The following is a 17,976-nucleotide window of genomic DNA, read 5'->3' as shown; positions in this document are numbered from 1 at the left end:
CTCATGGCCCGGTTGCAACTGAAAAACCTCGAAAAAGACTATGGCGCCTTCCGTGCCGTGCATGGCATCAACCTCGAAGTCGAAGACGGCGAGTTCATGGTCCTGGTTGGCCCCTCCGGCTGCGCCAAGTCGACGACGCTGCGCATGATCGCCGGCCTCGAGCGGATCACAGGCGGCGAAATCCGCATCGGCGGTGAGCTCGTCAACGACAGAGCCCCCGGCGATCGCGGCATCTCCATGGTCTTCCAGAATTACGCGCTCTATCCGCATATGAAGGTGAAGAAGAACCTCTCCTTCTCCATGCGTCTCAAACGACGCCCGCAGGCAGAAATCGACGAGGCGACGGACAAGGTGGCCGGCACGCTGGAGATCGGCGCACTGCTCGACCGGTTGCCGAAGCAACTTTCAGGCGGCCAGGCCCAGCGCGTCGCCGTTGGCCGCGCCCTCATCAAGAAGCCGCAGGTCTTCCTCTTCGACGAACCACTGTCCAACCTCGACGCCAAGCTGCGCGCCTCCATGCGCGTGCGCATCACCGATCTGCACAAGCAGCTGAAGGCCGACGGCATGGCCGCGACCGTCATTTACGTCACCCACGACCAGACCGAAGCGATGACCATGGGCGACCGGATCTGCGTGATGAAGGACGGGCACATCATGCAGGTGGCCGATCCGGTGACGCTCTATAACCGCCCGGCCAATGCCTTCGTTGCAAGCTTCATCGGTAGTCCTGAGATGAACCTGATTGCGGCAGAACTCGCCGGCAACGGCGAACTGGTGACCGCCGGCCAGACCCTGTCGATCATGGATGGCCTTGCGCAACGGCTGCATCAGGACGCACCGCGCGAGGTCACCATCGGCATGCGCCCGCAGCACTTGAAGATCGCGCCGCCCGAAACGCCGGGCACACTGTCGGGGCGCATCAGCCATGTCGAATTCATGGGCCACGAAGTCTATCTCTACGTGGATATCGGCGGCGAGCGCGTCATCGCCGTCGTGCCGTCCAGCCAGTACGACCGGTCCGCGATCCGCGACAACCGCGTCTGGCTGAGCCCGGACATCCGGTCCACGCACATCTTCAACCGCATGACGGGCGAGAACATCTCGCTCGCCGACTGAAAGCCGTCATCGTTCCAACTTGGGAGGAGCCAGAATGAGAACCTTGATCATGACCGCCGCACTTCTTGCGGCCACCAGCCTAAGCACTGCCTATGCCGCCGATTTGCGCATGTCCTGGTGGGGCAGCGACGACCGCCATATCGCCACGCAGGAAGCCCTGAAGCTCTGCGGCGGCAAGTTCGGCCACACCATTGCGCCGGAATTCACCGGCTGGACCGGCCACCAGGAGAAGATCACCACCCAGCTCGCCGGTCGCACCGAAGCCGACATCATGCAGATCAACTGGCCCTGGCTGCCGATCTTCTCGAAAAGCGGCGACGGCTTCGTCGACCTGAACGAGTTCAAGGACGTCATCGACTTGAGCCAGTGGTCAGAAGCGGACCTGAGGGGCGGCACCGTCGAGGGCAAGCTGAACGGCCTGCCCGTTTCGACCACCGGCCGCGTCTTCATGTTCAACAAGACCACCTATGACAAGGCGGGCCTGGCCATCCCGACCACCTGGGACGAACTGCTTGCCGCAGCGCCGGTCATGAAGGAAAAGCTCGGCAAGGATTATTATCCCTTCGAAGGCACGGCGCTGGACGCCCGCCTCGTCGTAATCCTGCGCACCACGCAAAAGACCGGCAAGGACCTGATTGATCCGGCCACCAACCAGGTTGCCTGGACCGTGGAAGAACTGGCCGAGGGCCTGAACTTCTACCAGACCATGGTCGACCAGGGCGTCATCAAGTCCTGGAAGGACGTGGCCGCCGGCGGCAATGCGCCGCTGCATGAAAACCCGGCCTGGGCCGCCGGCAAGATCGCAGGCACCTACCAGTGGGACAGCACCTACGGCAAGATCTCCGGTCCGATGGCGGAAGGCCAGCAACTCGTGCCCGTCAAGCTGTTGCAGATTGAAGGCGCAACCACCGAAGGCGTCTATCGCAAGCCCTCGATGCTCCTGGCCATCTCGAAGAACAGCAAGGAGCCGAAGGCCGCCGCCGAGATCGTAAACTGCCTGCTGAATGATCCGGAAGCGATCAAGATCCTTGGCGCGACCCGTGGCGTACCCTCCAGCAAGATCGCGCTCGAAGAACTCTCCAAGGCCGGCTCGATCGAGCCGGTGCAGGTTGAGGCCAACAAGATCGTCCTGGAAAGCAACGGCGTCGGAGTCTCGCCGCTCAACGAACATCCGCGCGTGACGGATGTCTTCGACAGCACTTTCGAAGCCTTCGCCTATGGCCAGGCTTCCGCAGAAGACGCTGCCGCCGAGATCATCGACGGCATCAACAGCGCACTCACCGGCATCTGAGGAGGACGATCTTGACCGACGGCCCCATTCAGCTGCTGCACCTGTCATCAAGGACGGCAACACTCACGATCGAGGCGGACGCGCATCTGTTCGCCCTCGACCGGGCGTTGCCCTGGGTGCTGCAGCTGGGAGACGGCACGACGGTTAAGACAGACAGCGCGACCTCGGTCGTGCTGTCCCTCGACGGTCTCGAACCGGAGAGCGAGTACCGCGTCTCGACCGCTATCGGTGGCATCACCTTTCGTACAGCCGACGAGACGGCCCTGGTCGATATCCGCGACCATGGCGCAAGCCCTGACAGCCTCGACAATACCACGGCGATCCAGTCCGCGATCGCTGCGGTGCCGGCGGGTGGAACACTCCGGCTGCCCGCCGGCTCCTGGACTTCAGGCCCGCTTTTCCTGAAGAGTGATATGACGCTGCTAATCGAGCAGGGCGCGGTTCTGCGGGACATCGGCACCCGCGAGGGGCGCGCGATCCTATCCGCCCGGCATCCGGACGGACGCGTGCTCGGCACCTGGGAAGGGGTCGCGGAAGCCTGCTTCGCAAGCCTCCTCAACGCCATCGATTGCGACAACCTGACGATCTGCGGCAAGGGTATCGTTGATGGCGGCGGCGACCGCGGCGACTGGTGGACCTGGCCGAAGGAAACCCGCGACGGAGCCCGGCGCCCGCGCACGATCTTCCTGTCCGGCTGCCGTGATCTGACCATGGCCGGCATCACCGTCCAGAATTCCCCCTCCTGGACCGTGCATCCCGTGCTCTGCGAGGATGTTCTCGCGGCGGGACTGACGATCCGCAACCATCCTGACACCCCCAACACCGACGGCCTGAACCCCGAATCCGGCCAGAACATTCGCCTAATCGGCCTCGACATATCCGTCGGCGACGATTGCGTGGCGATCAAGGCCGGTAAGCGCGATCCGCGCGGCGGCCCGGATCGGCCGACCCACAATGTCGAGATCCGCAACTGTCTGATGCAGCGCGGCCATGGCGCCGTGGTCATGGGCAGCGAGATGAGCCAGGGCATCAGCGACGTCACGATCAGCCGCTGCCATTTCATCGGCACCGATCGGGGCCTGCGCATCAAGACCCGGCGTGGCCGTGGCGGTAGCGTCTCCAACATCCGTGTCCATGACTGCCGCATGCAGGATGTCGCGACCCCGATCGCCGTCAACGCCTTCTACTTCTGCGATGCCGATGGCCGCTCCGACTATGTCCAATCCCGGATCGCCCTGCCCGTCTCCGTGAACACGCCGAAGATCGAAGGGATCGACATCCGCAATCTCGAGGTTTCAGGCGCGGAAACGGCGGCCGCCGTCTTCTACGGGCTGCCGGAATCGACCATCGATGCAGTGTCGATCGACGGTATGCGCATCGCCTATAGCGCCGATGCAAAACCCGCCATGCCGGAGATGGCCTGTCATCTGCCGGAGCTTCGCCATGCCGGCATCATTGCCGAAAACACGAGGTTCAGTCGTCTGACGGGCCTCTCACCCGCTTCCATTCACCCGGACCCATGAAGACCGATGCTGATTTCCTATTTCGACGACTACGCCCGCGATTACGAACCCTACAAGGCAGGTGCCTGGTGTTATGAGGACGGCTGCCTCTATCGTGGCCTCATCACGCTGCATGAGGCGACGGGCGACCGGCGCTGGCTCGACCACCTGACCCGTCTGGTCGACGCCCAGGTGGATGCCGACGGCGGTCTCGCCGACTACAGGATCACCGAATTCAACATCGACAACATTCAACCCGGACATGCACTGCTTTACCTCCACCGGCTGACGGGCCAGGCCCGCTATCTCGATGCAGCACGACAGCTCGGTCGCCAGTTGACCCATCATCCCCGCATCGCAAGCGGCCCCTATTGGCACAAGCTGCGCTATCCGCATCAGGTCTGGCTAGATGGCCTCTATATGGCGCTGCCGTTCAAGGTCGAGCTTGGCCTGGCATTGGGTGATCAGAGCCTCGTGGACGACGCGATCGCCCAGTTCAACACGGCGCTCGACCTGACATTCGACGGAGCCTCCGGCCTCTATCGCCACGGCTACGACGAGTCGCGCCTGCAGGACTGGGCTGATCCCGACACCGGTCTATCGCCAGCCCATTGGGCGCGCTCCATAGGCTGGCTTGCCATGGCCTTTGTCGACGTGATCGAGCATCTGCCGGAAGGCAGCATGCGCCGCGACCTGTCGGCGCGGTTGGCAACGCTTAACGATCGGCTCGCCGTACTGGTGACGAAAGACCATCGCTGGCTGCAGGTGATCGATGCGCCAGATACGAGGGACAACTACCCCGAAAGTTCGGCAACGGCCATGTTCGCTTACGCCCTGCAGAAGTCCGAACGCTTGGGCATCGACCGACATGCGGCGCTCGGGCGGTCAGCGCTTCAGGCTCTTGCAGATCTTGAAGTCAGACCTGTCGAGGGCGGGCGGCGACAATTGCAGAATGTCTGCTGTGTCGCGGGCCTCGGCCCCTTCCACGGTATCTATCGCGATGGCAGCGTTGCCTATTACCTCACCGAAGCCATCCGCCCCGACGACATCAAGGGTGTGGCTCCGCTGATGATGGCGGCGGCCGAACGTCTGCTCGCAGAGGGCCTCGCCCTCACCCAACAAGGCGAGGGACGGCGACCGCCGGCGATGAACGCCGTCTGATGCGGAGCGTATGGACCGCCGGCGGGGGAGCCGACGGTCCTGTCTTGAAACTCAACTCGCAGCCTTCTGCTCGACATCCGATGCCGCACCCGGACGGACATCGGTCCAGCCCAGATTGCCGGCATAACGCCAGGCCATCTGGCCCTGTTCGTCGAGCGTGAAGAGATGCAGCCAGCCATTGTCGAACAGCGCCCGCACCTGGGCATGCCGCTTCAGGATGTCTGATATCGCCTCCTTCGGAGCCTCGACGGCAACTGTCAGGCGCAGCGGCTCGTGGACGAAATTCTCCCCGTCATGCACTGACTGCCAGGGAAGCCCGGCGCGCAGGATTCCGCCATTGCCCTCGACGACACCGATGCCACCGACGACATTGTGCAGGAGCTTGTTGCCGGCACCGAAGAGCGAGGGCGCAACCGACGAGCCGAAGTATTGCAGGCTGATCCAGCTCGCGACGACCACGGGGGCTGTCAGGATCAGTTCGAGGATCTTGAAGCCCTCATCCTTCTTCCAGACATAGTCGTGCAGGAAGGCCTGACCTTCCAGAGACCGGCCCGCAGTCCTAACGCGCGGTGCAGCGATGAAGGCGCGGCAACCGGCAAGCCCAAGCTCTGGCCGCACTTCCGACCAGTCCCGGCTGCGCTCGATGACGCTCTGCGCAGAAGCCCGGGGAAGGCGCCGCGCCCGCTCGGCCCGCGTCAGGCTGCCGGCCTGGGCAAGCCACTGGCGGATGCGAACGATATCCTCCGCTGCGAGGTCGTTCTCCAGGTCGCCTTCGAACAGCGTCACGGCATCCGTCGTCGTATCATGCAGGCCGCCGAGGAAGACGGTATCGGCCGGGATGGTGAACCCGTTCACCGCCAGCTTTTCCCGCACGGCGCGGTCGTTCAGCAGATCAGCCAGCAGCCGCGCATTTACGTCACCCGCATAGCCACCGCAGGCGCCGCAGTGAAGGGCACTGGCATAGGGGTTGTTGACCACATTCGCACCATGGCCGGAGATCAGCACGAAGCGGCCAAAGCCTTCCGTCAGCGACATCGCCTTGAGCACGGTTTCAGCAATCACCGCCCGCGTGTCGAGATCGAGGCTCGGGGCAAAGCGCGGCTTGGCGGCATCCGGCCCCTTGCCCTTGCCGAAGCCCAGACCGTCACGCATCAGCTTGCCGGCATAGACGGGGCCCATCGCCTCGACGAAGGCGAAAGACGAGACGGCGGCGAGCTTGAAGCGACCCCAGGCGCGGGTGGCACGCGCGCTGAACCGCGCCTGCTGATCGGCATCCTCATCGTGATCCACAGCGCTGCAGCTGAAGACGGAGGGCTTCAAAAGCACCGGCAGACGATGTTCGGATACGTCAGAGGCAAAGCCCTTATGGCTTGCACCCAGACCAAAGAAGCCGGCAAAGCCGAGCGTGCGAACAGCCGGATCAACGCTTTCGAGCGCGCGGCGGAAGACTTCCGAGCGCACGTCGATGCAGAAGGCCGCCTGCAGGACTGGCCGCAACTCGGCAACCTTGATCGGCGAGGGCATAGCGAGCGTGGCCGCAAGCTTCCGCTGCGCCGCCCGCTCGGCAGCGACCTGCAGCAAACCGTCGATGACGGTATCGAAATTAGGGCTGACCGGCTCGACATGGGCGCGCCGCACCTGCTGCCACTCGCTCTCAATATCAGTCTTGTGACGCGCATAGAGCGCTTCTTCGAAGACGAGCCGGATCGCCAGCAGTTCAAGCGCCGTGGTATCCGTCCGGCCCTCGACCTCGGCCTTGAACTGGATGTGGCGCGCATACTGCGCCCAGCCGCCGACGGTCAGCAGCAGCTGATGGAAATAGGTGCCGGGTTCAGCGCCAAGGCCGAGCAAAACGGCCGCCCGTTCGATCGCCGCATGCGGCGTCTCCGGCGTTTCGTCGACATGGATGCTGAAGCCCTTCAGCCCCAAGATCTCAGGCGTCAGGTCATGGGTCGCAAAGGCACGCCAGGCGGCGTAGAGCCCGTTCCGCCGGGAAGCGGCCCAGAGCGCCTGGCCCTGATCGAAGAAGCCGGCCGCAAAACTGCCGATCCGCTCGGAGACGAGGCCCGGCCAATCCTTGCCCTTAGCCCGTGCGGCCAGTTCCGCGATCGTCGGGAGTGCGGCAACCGGCTGCGGCTCCTCACCAACGGCAGCCTTGAGCGCCGGCAAGTCGATACGGTTGAAAAGCGCGCTCGACTGAAGCGCAGCGACCAGATCCTCATCGGTGATCTCGCCCTTCGCGATCTGGTCGGCATAGTGCTTTCGCGGCAATGCGAGCCTGACACCGCCAATCCGGGCGAGCCGTGCTGCCGTCTGATCCAGCGTTTCCGTCACCTGTCCAAGGAAGGGATTGACGGCAACGGTCCCCGTCAGCGGCCAGGCCGGCGGGATCGCCCGCACGGCCTGATCAGCCGCGCGCGCGAGTGCTTCACCATGCAGGGTGTCGATCGTGGTCATCTCGGTCATCGGTTCACTCCTTGATGGAAGCAGGCGTTGCGGAGGGGGTGCGCGGAAGCGTCCAGCCACCGAGCAGGCGATCAAAGAGGGCATTGACGTAGAGGCCGTTGGCGAGATGGACGCGTAGGCCCGCCGCCGCCGGATGATAGGCCCAGAGCGGGAAGAGCGACTGGGCAACCGCGACCACGCCGAAGGTGACAACGGCGAGCAGCATCAGCGTCCATTCGAGCGGCCCGGGCTGTGGGGTCGCCGGCAGCGTGCCGAGCATCAGCTTGTCGGAGATGCGCTGCAGGGCGAAGTAGGCCGTGGCCGCCGAGATCGAGTAGAGCGAGGTGCGCCAGGTCAGCGCCCGAGGAGCGGCATCCGCCAACCCTTGAGCGATCAAGTAAGCGACGCCGAAGATCAGAATTGCACCAAGCGCCAAAGCCTGCGGTGGCTTGTCGGCAAAGCCGAAGAGCAGCCCGATGACGGCATAGATGGCAAGCGCCAGCAGGAAGGCGCGCCCGACCGCCTTGGCGTTGGGGATCGCGACCGGACCGGGGCGCCGGATCGAGGCAACCGTCTCGATGGCAGAGCCGGAGGCGAGGAAGGCATGCGCCTTGTAAAGCGAATGGGCGACGATGTGCAGAAGCGCGATCGGGAAGAGCGCCAGACCGCATTGCAGGATCATGAAGCCCATCTGCGCGACTGTGGACCAGGCAAGCGAGGTCTTCACGGCCGACTGGGTGAGCATCACGAGACTGCCGAACAGCGCCGTGAAGCCACCGATCATAACCAGCACCGCAAGCACCACCGGCGCCTGCAGCATGACATCGGCAAAGCGGATCAGCAGGAAGCCGCCGGCATTGACCACACCGGCATGCAGCAGGGCCGAAACGGGGGTCGGCGTTTCCATCACTTCCGTCAGCCAGCCATGGGTCGGGAACTGAGCAGACTTCAGAAGCGCAGCAAGGGCGAACAGGGCGGCGGATGCGATCGTCAGCGGCAACCCCTCGCCCTCGCGGGCCGCGGCGAGAATGGTCGCTATATCACCGGTTCCGAAGGAGATGGCGAGAAGAATGACGGCACCGATCAGGGCGGCATCACCCATGCGCGAGACGATGAACTTCTTACGCGCCGCGCGCTGGGCGACGATCCGCTCAGGATAGAAGAGCAACAGCTGATGAAGCAGCAGGCTGGTGGCGACCCAACCGATGACGAGCTGCAGCAGCGTGCCCGACTGGACGAACAGAAGGACGGCGCCAAGCGTTGCCGTCATCCAGCCGGTGAACGGGCCCTGCCGCTCCTCCCCGTCGAGAAAGGTGCCGGCATAACGCAGCACCACCCAGCCGATGAAGGATACAAGCAGCAGCATCACCAAGCTGACAAGATCAAGCCGCGAGGCAAGTGCGAAGTAGCCGTAGCCAATCGCCGGGCTCGTGCCCGGCCCCTGCAGCACCAGCACGACAGCGGAAAGCACGGCGACGAGGATCGAACCGAGAGCTGCGAGTTCGGCAACGCGGATCGCCTGGCGCGGGCGAAGGCCGGGCGCCTGGAAGGCATAAAGCGAGGCACCGGCAAGCAGCAGCGGTGCGAGAAGCGGCAACATATGGGTCACGGCATGTCTCCGGTCTGGGCCGCTGCTTGGGAGGAGGCAGCGGCGATCTCACGGACCTGTTATCAGCGGCGCGATCACAAGAAAAATTCATTGTTTCTCTAAATTCGTTCTATAAAATAGAACTATGTCCGAGCTGAACTATCATCACCTCCGCTATTTCCGCGCCGTCGCCCATGACGGCAACCTGACCCGCACGGCCGAAAGGCTGAACCTGTCGCAATCGGCGCTCTCGATCCAGATCAAGCAGCTGGAGGAGCGGTTGGGCCACTCTCTATTCGAGCGTCGTGGTCGACAGCTCTATCTCACGGAAGCGGGACGCATCGCGCTCGACCATGCCGACACGATCTTTTCGGCCGGCGAAGAACTGGTCGAAACGCTGAAGGAAACAGGCAGAACCCGCCGCGCAATCCGTATCGGCGCGCTCGCCACGCTGTCGCGCAACTTTCAGATGGAGTTTCTGCGTCCGATCCTCGGGCGCTCCGACGTCGACATGATCCTGCGCTCGGGCAGCACCAGTGAGCTTCTCGGCGCGCTCGAAACGTTGAACCTCGACATCGTCCTGCTCAACCAGGCGCCGATGGCCGATTCCGTAACACCCTTCATCGCCCAGCATGTCTATCAGCAGCGGGTCAGCCTGATCGGCAAACCGTCCTATGGCAAACCGGGCGCGACGCTTGCCGACCTGCTGGCCGAGCACCCCGTCATCCTGCCGACACTCGAAAGCGGCGTGCGCTCGCAATTCGAAGCGCTCGTCGCGCGCCTTGGCATCACGCCGCAGATTGCTGCCGAAGTCGATGACATGGCGATGATGCGTCTGCTAGCCCGAGAAGGAGCGGGCCTTGCCGTTCTCCCGCCGATCGTCGTCAAGGGCGAGCTTGAAGCCGGCACGCTGGTCGAGTTCGACGCCCTGCCCGGCATGATCGAATCCTTCTTTGCCGTCACCGTGAAGCGGCGTTTTCCGAACCCGCTCATCCGGCCGCTGCTAGAAGCGAGCGAGGACGGCAAAACCGCTGGCGCCTGAACAACGTAAAGCTCAAGCGCATCAAGCATTTGAGAAGGGGACCGCGTGAAGACATCCATCGCTATCATCGGAGCCGGCATTGCCGGTATCACGCTCGGCCGCAATCTCTCCGCTCACGCCGACGTCACCGTGTTTGAAAAGAGCCGGGGCCTTGGCGGCCGCATGGCAAACCGCCGCCGCGAGGGGTTTTCCTTCGACCATGGCGCCCAGTATTTTACCGCCCGCTCGCCGGCATTCCGGTCGGTTGCGGAAGATGCCATCAAGGCGGGTCATGCCGGTATCTGGCCAAAGGCAGTTCATACGCTGAAAGCAGACGGCCTTGTGACAGACACCCGCCCTCCCGAGCCGCGCTATATCGGCCTCCCCGCCATGAGCGGTTTCGCCAACGGATTGGCCGTGGAGCTTGAGATCCGCAAAGAAGCGACCGTCGCACGGCTTGCGGCCTCCGGGGATGGCTGGGTCCTGAGCGACAACGAGGACAAAGATCTTGGCCGTTTCGATCTTGTCATCTCTACCGCCCCTGCTCCGCAGACTATCAGGCTGATACCGGAGACCTTTGCTGGCAATGCCGCCCTGAAGACCGTCGAAATGAGCGGCTGCTTCACCCTGATGATTGGCCTCGACGCACCACTGGACCCCGGCTTCGACGCCGCGCGCATCGAAGATCCCGTTCTCAGCTGGATTGCCGTCGAGGCAAGCAAGCCGGGCCGATCCGAGAAGACCGCACTCACCATCCACAGCCGAAACGATTGGGCCGAGGCCAACTTGGAGCGCGACCGCGGCGAGGTACAGGCGGAGATGCTACAGTCTCTCAAGCGACTTCTCGGCAGGGACTTCTCCACGGCCGCCTGGCTCGACCTGCATCGCTGGCGTTATGCGAATGTCGAACAAGCAGTCGGCGAACCCTTCCTCTTCGATGATGACCTCGGCCTCGGCGCCTGCGGCGACTGGTGCCTCGGCAACCGCGTCGAGGCCGCTGTCGAAAGCGCCACGGCCCTGTCGGAACGGCTGATCACACGTCTGCGAGGAGCCTGACAATGTACCGCGACCCCGCGCTTACCAAACTCCTGACCTATGCCGGCGCGCTGCCTTTCTGGGCGCTCGGGCTGGCCCAGATGCTGGGCTTCCAACCGGTCCTCGCCGCTCAGGCCTTTGTCGCCTACGGCACGGGTATCGCCTGCTTTATGGCCGGAACGCTCTGGAGCCAGGCACAGATTAAGGCAGAGAAACCTCAGCTGATGCTCGTTGTCAGCAATGTCGCGGCCCTCGCAGCCATCGGCGCGCTGCTGCTCCACACGTCTCTGCCTACTCTGACGATGGCGCTGCATATGGCGGTGTTTCTCGCCCTCCTCGCCAGCGATCTTTCCATCCAACGCAAAGGCGACCAACCCGATTGGTATCTGGCGCTTCGGCGCAATGTCACGCTCCTGGTCGTCGCCGCCTACGCTGTGGTGATGATCCTGACATGAGATTTTTTTGTTCCTTGCTGTAATATGCCCTGGGGAGCCGCGACAAATGGGGGCGTGCTGTGTGGCACGCTAGATCTTGGCAGGCGCGGGCAATGTCCGGGGGATCATGATGGCGAATGCGGGCGAGCAGGAATTGAACGGCGGAAACGGTGCAGCCGCACCGTTCCTGGCCGATGCTGTTTACATGGCGGAACTGCGCCAGCGCATGCTGAAATTTGCGAGCCTTCAGCTTGCCGATCCCGGCCTTGCCGAAGATGCGGTGCAGGAGGCACTGGCGGGTGCGCTGCGCAACGCCAAGGCGTTTGCCGGACGCTCCGCCTTCCGCACCTGGGTCTTTGCTATTCTGCGCAACAAGATTGCCGACCAGATCCGCTTCAAGCGCCGCCAATCGCAGATGATCGCGATGCCACTTGGTCACTTCCCGGATGAAGATGAGCCTCGCTACTTTGACGCCAAGGGCTCCTGGGCCCCGGAAAACAGGCCGAGCGATTGGGGCAATCCGGAGGTCGAATTGCTGGGCAAGGATTTCTGGCGGGTCTTCGAGGCCTGCCTCGACCATTTGCCGCCCGACCAGGGCCGCGTCTTCATGATGCGCGAATTCGTCGAGATGGAGACACCAGAAATCTGTGCCGAGATCGGCATCACCACCACCAACATGCATGTCCTGATGCATCGCGCCAGGCTGCGTCTGCGCAATTGCCTCGAAGGGCACTGGTTTGCACCGGAGGAGAGCCTGTCATGATGTGCGAGAATGCCACGAAACTCGCCTCGGACAAACTCGACCGACGCCTGTCGGTTGGCGAGACATTTCGTCTGCGGCTGCATCTCTTCGGCTGTGACGCCTGCTCGGGCTTTGTCCGGCAGATCGGGATGATGCGCAAGGCGACCCGCCGCTATGTCGCGACCGACGCCTCTGATCCGGATGAGCGCTGATCAGCGATCGCCAAGGTCCTCGATCGACTGGAGGACATCCGTTGCGAGCCGTGTCGCAGCGCCCGTCGTGATCGCCATCTGCGGCAGGATCATCCATTCGAGCGTCCAGGCAGCACCCGACCGCTCCTGCTCATGCACCATCGCCTGATGCAGTCCGGAGATCTGCACCGCGTTGAACCGGGCGAGCGTGACGAGGACTTCGGCCTTTACGGGATTGCGCTTGTGCGGCATGGCGGATGAGGCACCGCCGCCGCCGATCACCGCTGTTCCATTGTCCGCCATCAGCGCCAGATCCTGGCCGATCTTGCCGAGGCTGCCGCTGATCTGGGAGAACAGACCGCCGATCTCGGCAATGACCGCCCGCTGGCTGTGCCATTGCGGCCGGTCAGAAAGCTTCAGGATTTCTGAAAGTCGGATGCGAACCGGAACTGCCTTGTCACCCAGCTTCTCCAGCGTGCCCGCAGCGCCGCCGAACTGAAGCGGCAAACCAGCTTTCAGCATATCCTGAACAGCAGCCCGATGGGCGACGACTGGACCCTTCCACGTGGCAAGCCGATCGGCAACCGTGATCGGGATCGCCGCCTGCATACGCGTGCGCCCCATCAGGGGCTGGGTGCCGAAGCGCGTCTCCAAACCGTCAAGCGACGAAATAATGGCCGGCAGACGCTGATCGAGGATTGAAAGCACAGCACACAGCCGCAGCATCAGACCGGTATCGATTGCATCCTGGCTGGTTGCGCCGAAATGGAGATGTTTGCCGGCGTCGCCGAGCCCCGCCCGCCACTGCCGCACGAGATCGGGGATGACAACACCGTCACGCCCGATCGCCTGCTTCAGGGCGTCGAGATCGGCAACGAACGCTTCCGGCAGCGCCGCAATCGCTTCCGCGGATTCACCAGAGATCACGCCCTCGGCAGCCTCCGCCTCGGCAAGCGCCACCTCGAAACGCAGCATGGCCGAAAGCTCGGCTGCGGCCGAGAACTGCGCTCCGATCTCGTCATCGCCCAGAAGGCCAGACAGGATCGGATGGTCGAAGACGGATGCGGTCATGCTGATCTCAGGGCCCTTCTCAGATGTCGAAGAAGACCGTCTCCTTCTCACCCTGCAGGTGGATGTCGAAGTGATAGGTCGAACCGTCACGCTGCGCAATCAGCGTCGGCACCCGCACCCGGTGCTCGATGCGTGTCAGGATCGGGTCCTCGGCATTGGCTGCCACTTCGTCGCCGAAATAGAGACGCGTGTTGAGGCCGAGATTGATGCCGCGCGCGACGATCCAAAAGGAGATATGCGGCGCCATGAGGCGTCCATCCCGGAACGGCACGCGACCAGGCTTGATCGTCTCGAAGCGATATTCGCCGGTCGAGAGATCACAGGGGCAGCGCCCCCAGCCGGTGAAGTTCGGATCGGCACTGCCACGCGTTTCCGAAGGGCTGTTGTAAATCCCCTCGGCATCCGCCTGCCAGATTTCGATCAGCGCATCCTTGAGCGGCGTGCCGGAGCCATCAATGACGCGACCGGTGATCGTGATCCGCTCGCCGCGCGTATTGTCGTTGACCATGCTGGTGCCGAGATCGACAGGATAGACGCCCTTGATGTCGGCGAAGTTCGGCGTGAGGCCGATGTGAACGTAAGGGCCCGCCGTCTGCGAAGCGCTTTCCTTGAGGTAGCCGAGATCCTGGACCATCAGTTCCCCTCCATCCGGTTTTCAAACAGGGTCGAACGCCGTCCGCGCAACACCATGTCGAACTTGTAGGCCCGCGCATCCATCGGGATGGTCGCCGACCAGTCGAGGGCCGCGACCAATTGCTCGATCGCCGCACGATCCGGGATCGTCAGCACGATCGGACACTTCCAGATCATCGGATCGCCTTCGAAATACATCTGGGTGATCAGGCGCTGCGAGAAGCCATGGCCGAAGATCGAGAAATGGATGTGTGCGGGCCGCCAGTCGTTGACACCATTCGGCCAGGGATAGGGACCGGGCTTGATGGTGCGGAAAGCATAGTAGCCGTTCTCGTCGGTGATCGTGCGCCCGCAGCCACCGAAATTCGGATCGAGCGCTGCCAGATAGCTTTCCTTCTTGTGCCGATAGCGACCGCCGGCATTGGCCTGCCAGAATTCGAGCAGCGCGCCCGGAACCGGCCGTCCCCGCTCGTCCAGCACGCGGCCATGCACGATGATCCGCTCGCCGATCGCGCTTTCGCCGGGCTTGGCAAAATTGTTGATCAGGTCGTTGTCGAGCTCACCCAGAATGGAATGACCGAAGACCGGACCGGTGATCTCGGACTTTGTGCCGTCGAGCGACAGCAACGCCTTCTGCGGCGAGCGCAGGACAGAGGTTTTGTAGGTCGGGGTGTAGGCCGGCGGATGCAAGTTGCGATCGCGCGCGAAGAAGGCGCCCGTTTCCGGCTTCTTGTTCGAAAGATCAGTCATGGCTCCCTCCCCCGGTCTCGCCGGCATCCAGCTTATCAAACACGTGCTTGGCGATCTTGAAAGCCCTGTTGGCGGCGGGAACGCCTGCATAGACCGCGACATGCATAAGCGCTTCGGTGATATCCTCGCGGCTCGCCCCGGTATTGGCGGTGGCGCGCACATGCATGGCGACTTCCTCGTCGTGGCCGAGGGCTGCGAGCAGGGCGATCGTGATCATAGAGCGTTCGCGCGCGCTGATGCCGGGACGCGACCAGACGGTGCCCCAGGCCCCCTCGGTGATCATTTCCTGAAACGGCTGATCAAACGGCGTGGCCGAGGCCGAGGCGCGATCGACATGGGCATCGCCCAGCACACGGCGGCGGGTCGCCATACCCTGTCGATAGCGATCTGAAGGACTGCGGGCATCAGCCATGGGCTGCCTCTCCTGAAATGACGGGCGCGAGAAAGGCCTCGATAATGTTGGTGAGCATTTCCGGTTGCTCGACACAGGGAATGTGTCCAGCGTCCTTGATGACTTCGTAGCGCGCGCCGGGCACGAGCCTGGCAAGCGACAGCACGAGATGGGGTGGCGTTGCCCCATCCTGATCACCAACGACGCAGAGCGTGGGAACAGCGATCCGACCGGCAGCTGCAGTAAAATCGGCATCGCGGATCGCAGCACATGTGCCGATGTAGCCGTCGACCGGCTGGCGGAGCATCATGTTGCGATAGCCGAGGAAGGCGGGATCGCTGTTGCGGAAGGCCGGTGTGAACCAGCGCTCCATGACGCCATCGACGATGCCAGCAAGACCGACCTCCTCGATGGCTGCAATGCGGGCAGCCCACATCTCCGCCGTTCCGATCTTGTGGGCCGTGTCGCAGAGGAGAAGCGCCTTCACCAGATCAGGCCGACGCGCATAGAGCCCTTGCGCAATGAGACCGCCAACAGAGAGCCCGCAGATCACGGCATTGCTGACCTTGAGATGCTGGAGCAGGCCGATCAGATCGTCGACATGGTCCTCAATCGAATACGGCGCCTGCCCGACATCCGAGAGCCCATGCCCGCGCTTGTCATAGGTCAGCAGCGGATAGCTACCGGCAAGCCGGACAATCACGTCGCGCCAGATGCGGAAATCGGTTCCGAGCGAATTGATGAAGACGATGACCGGCTTGTTGCCCGGCCCACCAATGATCTGGTGATGCAGGCTGACGCCGTTGACCTGAACGAACTGCACGGGTTCCTCCTCCGTTGACACCATATTGCTCACGCGATTTGGTTAGGTAAAATGATGTTTTCCACGAAACACCTAACCATAGGGTTATGTTTTCCCATGATCGATAACCGCATCAAGTTTCGCCATCTTCAGACCTTCGTGGAGGTGTCGCGCCAGAAGAGCGTGATGAAGGCGGCGGAACTCCTGCATGTCAGCCAGCCTGCGGTGACCAAGACCATCCGGGAACTGGAGGAAGTACTGGGCGTCGCGGTGTTTGAAAAGGACGGACGCGGCATCCGCATCACCCGCTATGGCGAAGCCTTCCTCAAGCATGCAGGTGCAGCACTCACCGCGCTCCGCCAGGGTTTCGATTCCGTCTCCCATGCATTGCACGCCGACGCCCCGCCGATCCGGATCGGCGCCCTGCCGACCGTCTCCACCCGCATCATGCCACAGGCCATGACCTTGTTCCTCAAGGAGGACGTGCCAGCCCGCATCAAGATCGTGACCGGCGAAAACGCCGTTCTGCTCGAACAGCTGCGGGTCGGCGATCTCGACCTCGTCGTCGGTCGTCTCGCCGCCCCCGAACAGATGACCGGCTTCTCCTTCGAGCATCTTTACTCAGAGCAGGTCATCTTCTGCGTCCGCGCCGGACATCCGCTCCTCTTGGCCGGCTCCGACCTGTTCGGCGAGCTGGAGCGCTATCCCGTACTGATGCCCACACGGGCCTCGATCATCCGCCCCTTCGTCGAGCGCTTCCTGATCGCGAACGGCATCTCCGGCATACCCACCCAGATCGAAACGGTGTCCGACAGCTTCGGCCGCGCCTTCGTGCGCCAGACGGATGCCGTTTGGATCATCTCCGCTGGCGTCGTGGCAACCGACCTCGCCGACGGCACCCTAGCGGCCCTGCCGATCGACACCAGCGAAACGAAGGGGCCGGTCGGTCTGACGGTTCGGGCAGATGCCGTCCCCTCCATGCCGCTGGCGCTTCTGATGCGCACGATCCGTGAGGCAGCAACAGAAGCGGCAAAAGCCTGACGCTCAGGGCAGCAGCGGTTTGAGCCTTGCCTGCATCTCCAGCATCGCGGGCAGGCAATGGGCCGGCAGATCGACGGCGGGCAGAATTGCAGCCGGCGCGCCGACATTGATGGCGACCACCACACGGCCCCGGTCGTTGCTGATGGGCACAGCGATGGAACAGAGACCGATCTCAAGCTCCTGGTCGATCACGGCATAGCCCTGCTGCCGCACCTTGGCGATTTCCTCTTTCAGCAAACGAGGATCGGTCAGCGTTCGCGGCGTATGCGCTTTCAGCTGCGTCGCTGCCAGAATTTCATCAACCTCGGCATCCGAGAGCGCCGCCAGCAGCACCCGGCCCATCGACGCGCTATAGGCCGGCAGCCGCGACCCCGGCATCAGATTGATCGACATGACCCGCTTTTGCGCAGCGCGGGCGATGTAGACGATCTCGGTATTGTCTAGGATCGAGGCCGAGGCGCTATGTCCGACCCGCTCCGACAACTGGTCGAGATGCGGCTGCAGCAGCACCGGCAGCGGCGTCGCCGAAAGCCAGGCATGACCGACCCGGAGAATCTTCGGCGTCAGCGAGAAGAACTTGCCGTCATAGTCAGCATAACCGAGCTCCGCGAGCGTCAACAGGCAGCGCCGCGCCGTTGCTCTGTCGAGACCGCTGGTTTCGGCCGCCTCGGTGATGCTGAGCCGCTGGCGCTCTGGCCCGAAAGCCTCCAGCACCTTCAAGCCCTTGGCGAAACCACCCATCAGATCGCGCTCACCGATCGC

The 17,976-nt window shown here is 63.2% G+C and carries 18 protein-coding genes; 10 read left to right on the top strand and 8 right to left on the bottom strand.

Going from position 1 to position 17,976, the window contains the following annotated elements; genetic code table 11:
- Positions 1-3: 3 nt before the first annotated feature.
- Genes BW978_RS07060 through BW978_RS07045 form a run of 4 tightly spaced genes read left to right on the top strand, consistent with a single transcriptional unit; the run spans position 4 to position 5,070 of the window.
- Positions 4-1,116 (top strand): ABC transporter ATP-binding protein, encoded by a 1,113-nt coding sequence (locus tag BW978_RS07060; RefSeq protein WP_076393609.1) that lies wholly within the window; start codon positions 4-6, stop codon positions 1,114-1,116.
- A 34-nt stretch (positions 1,117-1,150) separates the two neighbouring features.
- Complete coding sequence (locus tag BW978_RS07055) at positions 1,151-2,407, top strand: ABC transporter substrate-binding protein (protein ID WP_076393607.1); 1,257 nt, start codon at positions 1,151-1,153, stop codon at positions 2,405-2,407.
- An 11-nt stretch (positions 2,408-2,418) separates the two neighbouring features.
- Positions 2,419-3,930 (top strand): polygalacturonase PglA, encoded by a 1,512-nt coding sequence (locus BW978_RS07050; RefSeq protein WP_076393605.1) that lies wholly within the window; start codon positions 2,419-2,421, stop codon positions 3,928-3,930.
- A gap of 6 nt (positions 3,931-3,936) precedes the next feature.
- Positions 3,937-5,070: a glycoside hydrolase family 88/105 protein gene (locus BW978_RS07045; RefSeq protein WP_076393603.1), complete on the top strand. Its 1,134-nt coding sequence runs from the start codon at positions 3,937-3,939 to the stop codon at positions 5,068-5,070.
- A gap of 51 nt (positions 5,071-5,121) precedes the next feature.
- On the opposite strand, the gene BW978_RS07040 is transcribed toward BW978_RS07045, so the two are convergent.
- Positions 5,122-7,536 carry a YbcC family protein gene (locus tag BW978_RS07040; protein ID WP_139330382.1) on the bottom strand — a complete coding sequence of 805 codons (2,415 nt, stop codon included), beginning with the start codon at positions 7,534-7,536 and terminating at the stop codon, positions 5,122-5,124.
- Between the two features lie 4 nt (positions 7,537-7,540).
- On the bottom strand, positions 7,541-9,115 hold the full coding sequence (locus tag BW978_RS07035) for a proton-conducting transporter transmembrane domain-containing protein (protein ID WP_076393601.1): 1,575 nt from the start codon (positions 9,113-9,115) through the stop codon (positions 7,541-7,543).
- A gap of 133 nt (positions 9,116-9,248) precedes the next feature.
- Here BW978_RS07035 and BW978_RS07030 point away from each other — a divergent pair, with 133 nt between their 5' ends.
- The 5 genes from BW978_RS07030 (at position 9,249) to BW978_RS07010 (ending at position 12,547) form a co-directional block, all read left to right on the top strand.
- Positions 9,249-10,145, top strand: a complete 897-nt coding sequence (locus tag BW978_RS07030) for a LysR family transcriptional regulator (protein WP_076393599.1) — start codon at positions 9,249-9,251, stop codon at positions 10,143-10,145.
- 45 nt (positions 10,146-10,190) lie between these two features.
- Complete coding sequence (locus BW978_RS07025; protein ID WP_076393597.1) at positions 10,191-11,180, top strand: NAD(P)/FAD-dependent oxidoreductase; 990 nt, start codon at positions 10,191-10,193, stop codon at positions 11,178-11,180.
- A gap of 2 nt (positions 11,181-11,182) precedes the next feature.
- Entirely contained in the window at positions 11,183-11,614 is a 432-nt protein-coding gene (locus BW978_RS07020; protein WP_076393595.1) for a DUF3429 domain-containing protein, read from the top strand.
- A 109-nt stretch (positions 11,615-11,723) separates the two neighbouring features.
- Positions 11,724-12,356 (top strand): sigma-70 family RNA polymerase sigma factor, encoded by a 633-nt coding sequence (locus tag BW978_RS07015; protein ID WP_076393593.1) that lies wholly within the window; start codon positions 11,724-11,726, stop codon positions 12,354-12,356.
- Complete coding sequence (locus BW978_RS07010; protein WP_076393591.1) at positions 12,353-12,547, top strand: zf-HC2 domain-containing protein; 195 nt, start codon at positions 12,353-12,355, stop codon at positions 12,545-12,547. Before BW978_RS07015 ends, BW978_RS07010 begins: the two co-directional genes overlap by 4 nt.
- On the opposite strand, the gene BW978_RS07005 is transcribed toward BW978_RS07010, so the two are convergent.
- From BW978_RS07005 to pcaD, 5 genes are read right to left on the bottom strand one after another with little or no spacing between them, the layout of a single operon-like run.
- Complete coding sequence (locus tag BW978_RS07005) at positions 12,548-13,597, bottom strand: 3-carboxy-cis,cis-muconate cycloisomerase (protein ID WP_076393589.1); 1,050 nt, start codon at positions 13,595-13,597, stop codon at positions 12,548-12,550.
- A gap of 19 nt (positions 13,598-13,616) precedes the next feature.
- Positions 13,617-14,231, bottom strand: coding sequence for a protocatechuate 3,4-dioxygenase subunit alpha (gene pcaG / locus BW978_RS07000; RefSeq protein ID WP_076393587.1), 615 nt, complete (start codon positions 14,229-14,231; stop codon positions 13,617-13,619).
- On the bottom strand, positions 14,231-14,980 hold the full coding sequence (gene pcaH, locus BW978_RS06995; RefSeq protein ID WP_076393585.1) for a protocatechuate 3,4-dioxygenase subunit beta: 750 nt from the start codon (positions 14,978-14,980) through the stop codon (positions 14,231-14,233). Before pcaH ends, pcaG begins: the two co-directional genes overlap by 1 nt.
- Complete coding sequence (gene pcaC / locus BW978_RS06990) at positions 14,973-15,392, bottom strand: 4-carboxymuconolactone decarboxylase (protein ID WP_076393583.1); 420 nt, start codon at positions 15,390-15,392, stop codon at positions 14,973-14,975. Before pcaC ends, pcaH begins: the two co-directional genes overlap by 8 nt.
- A complete protein-coding gene (gene pcaD / locus BW978_RS06985; protein WP_076393581.1) occupies positions 15,385-16,194 on the bottom strand; it encodes a 3-oxoadipate enol-lactonase in 810 nt (269 codons plus the stop codon). The genes pcaC and pcaD overlap by 8 nt, the downstream gene beginning before the upstream one ends.
- Positions 16,195-16,290: 96 nt before the next feature.
- On the opposite strand from pcaD, the gene pcaQ reads away from it, so the two are divergent.
- Positions 16,291-17,214, top strand: coding sequence for a pca operon transcription factor PcaQ (gene pcaQ, locus BW978_RS06980; RefSeq protein WP_054147872.1), 924 nt, complete (start codon positions 16,291-16,293; stop codon positions 17,212-17,214).
- A gap of 3 nt (positions 17,215-17,217) precedes the next feature.
- Here the strand turns inward: pcaQ and BW978_RS06975 are convergent, their stop codons facing one another.
- Positions 17,218-17,973 (bottom strand): IclR family transcriptional regulator, encoded by a 756-nt coding sequence (locus BW978_RS06975; protein WP_076394868.1) that lies wholly within the window; start codon positions 17,971-17,973, stop codon positions 17,218-17,220.
- Positions 17,974-17,976: the final 3 nt, after the last annotated feature.

The organism is Rhizobium sp. RU33A, from assembly GCF_900156055.1.
In the GTDB taxonomy this organism is placed as follows: domain Bacteria; phylum Pseudomonadota; class Alphaproteobacteria; order Rhizobiales; family Rhizobiaceae; genus Allorhizobium.
This window is presented reverse-complemented; position numbering and strand designations above follow the sequence as displayed.

What these genes read in the sequence shown, in the direction of transcription:
- BW978_RS07060 (WP_076393609.1), top strand. Translation starts at nt 4, where the DNA reads ATGGCCCGGTTGCAACTGAAAAACCTCGAAAAAGACTATGGCGCCTTC.
- BW978_RS07055 (WP_076393607.1), top strand. Translation starts at nt 1,151, where the DNA reads ATGAGAACCTTGATCATGACCGCCGCACTTCTTGCGGCCACCAGCCTA.
- BW978_RS07045 (WP_076393603.1), top strand. Translation starts at nt 3,937, where the DNA reads ATGCTGATTTCCTATTTCGACGACTACGCCCGCGATTACGAACCCTAC.
- BW978_RS07040 (WP_139330382.1), bottom strand. Translation starts at nt 7,536, where the DNA reads ATGACCGAGATGACCACGATCGACACCCTGCATGGTGAAGCACTCGCG.
- BW978_RS07035 (WP_076393601.1), bottom strand. Translation starts at nt 9,115, where the DNA reads ATGTTGCCGCTTCTCGCACCGCTGCTGCTTGCCGGTGCCTCGCTTTAT.
- BW978_RS07030 (WP_076393599.1), top strand. Translation starts at nt 9,249, where the DNA reads ATGTCCGAGCTGAACTATCATCACCTCCGCTATTTCCGCGCCGTCGCC.
- BW978_RS07020 (WP_076393595.1), top strand. Translation starts at nt 11,183, where the DNA reads ATGTACCGCGACCCCGCGCTTACCAAACTCCTGACCTATGCCGGCGCG.
- BW978_RS07015 (WP_076393593.1), top strand. Translation starts at nt 11,724, where the DNA reads ATGGCGAATGCGGGCGAGCAGGAATTGAACGGCGGAAACGGTGCAGCC.
- BW978_RS07010 (WP_076393591.1), top strand. Translation starts at nt 12,353, where the DNA reads ATGATGTGCGAGAATGCCACGAAACTCGCCTCGGACAAACTCGACCGA.
- BW978_RS07005 (WP_076393589.1), bottom strand. Translation starts at nt 13,597, where the DNA reads ATGACCGCATCCGTCTTCGACCATCCGATCCTGTCTGGCCTTCTGGGC.
- pcaG (WP_076393587.1), bottom strand. Translation starts at nt 14,231, where the DNA reads ATGGTCCAGGATCTCGGCTACCTCAAGGAAAGCGCTTCGCAGACGGCG.
- pcaH (WP_076393585.1), bottom strand. Translation starts at nt 14,980, where the DNA reads ATGACTGATCTTTCGAACAAGAAGCCGGAAACGGGCGCCTTCTTCGCG.
- pcaC (WP_076393583.1), bottom strand. Translation starts at nt 15,392, where the DNA reads ATGGCTGATGCCCGCAGTCCTTCAGATCGCTATCGACAGGGTATGGCG.
- pcaQ (WP_054147872.1), top strand. Translation starts at nt 16,291, where the DNA reads ATGATCGATAACCGCATCAAGTTTCGCCATCTTCAGACCTTCGTGGAG.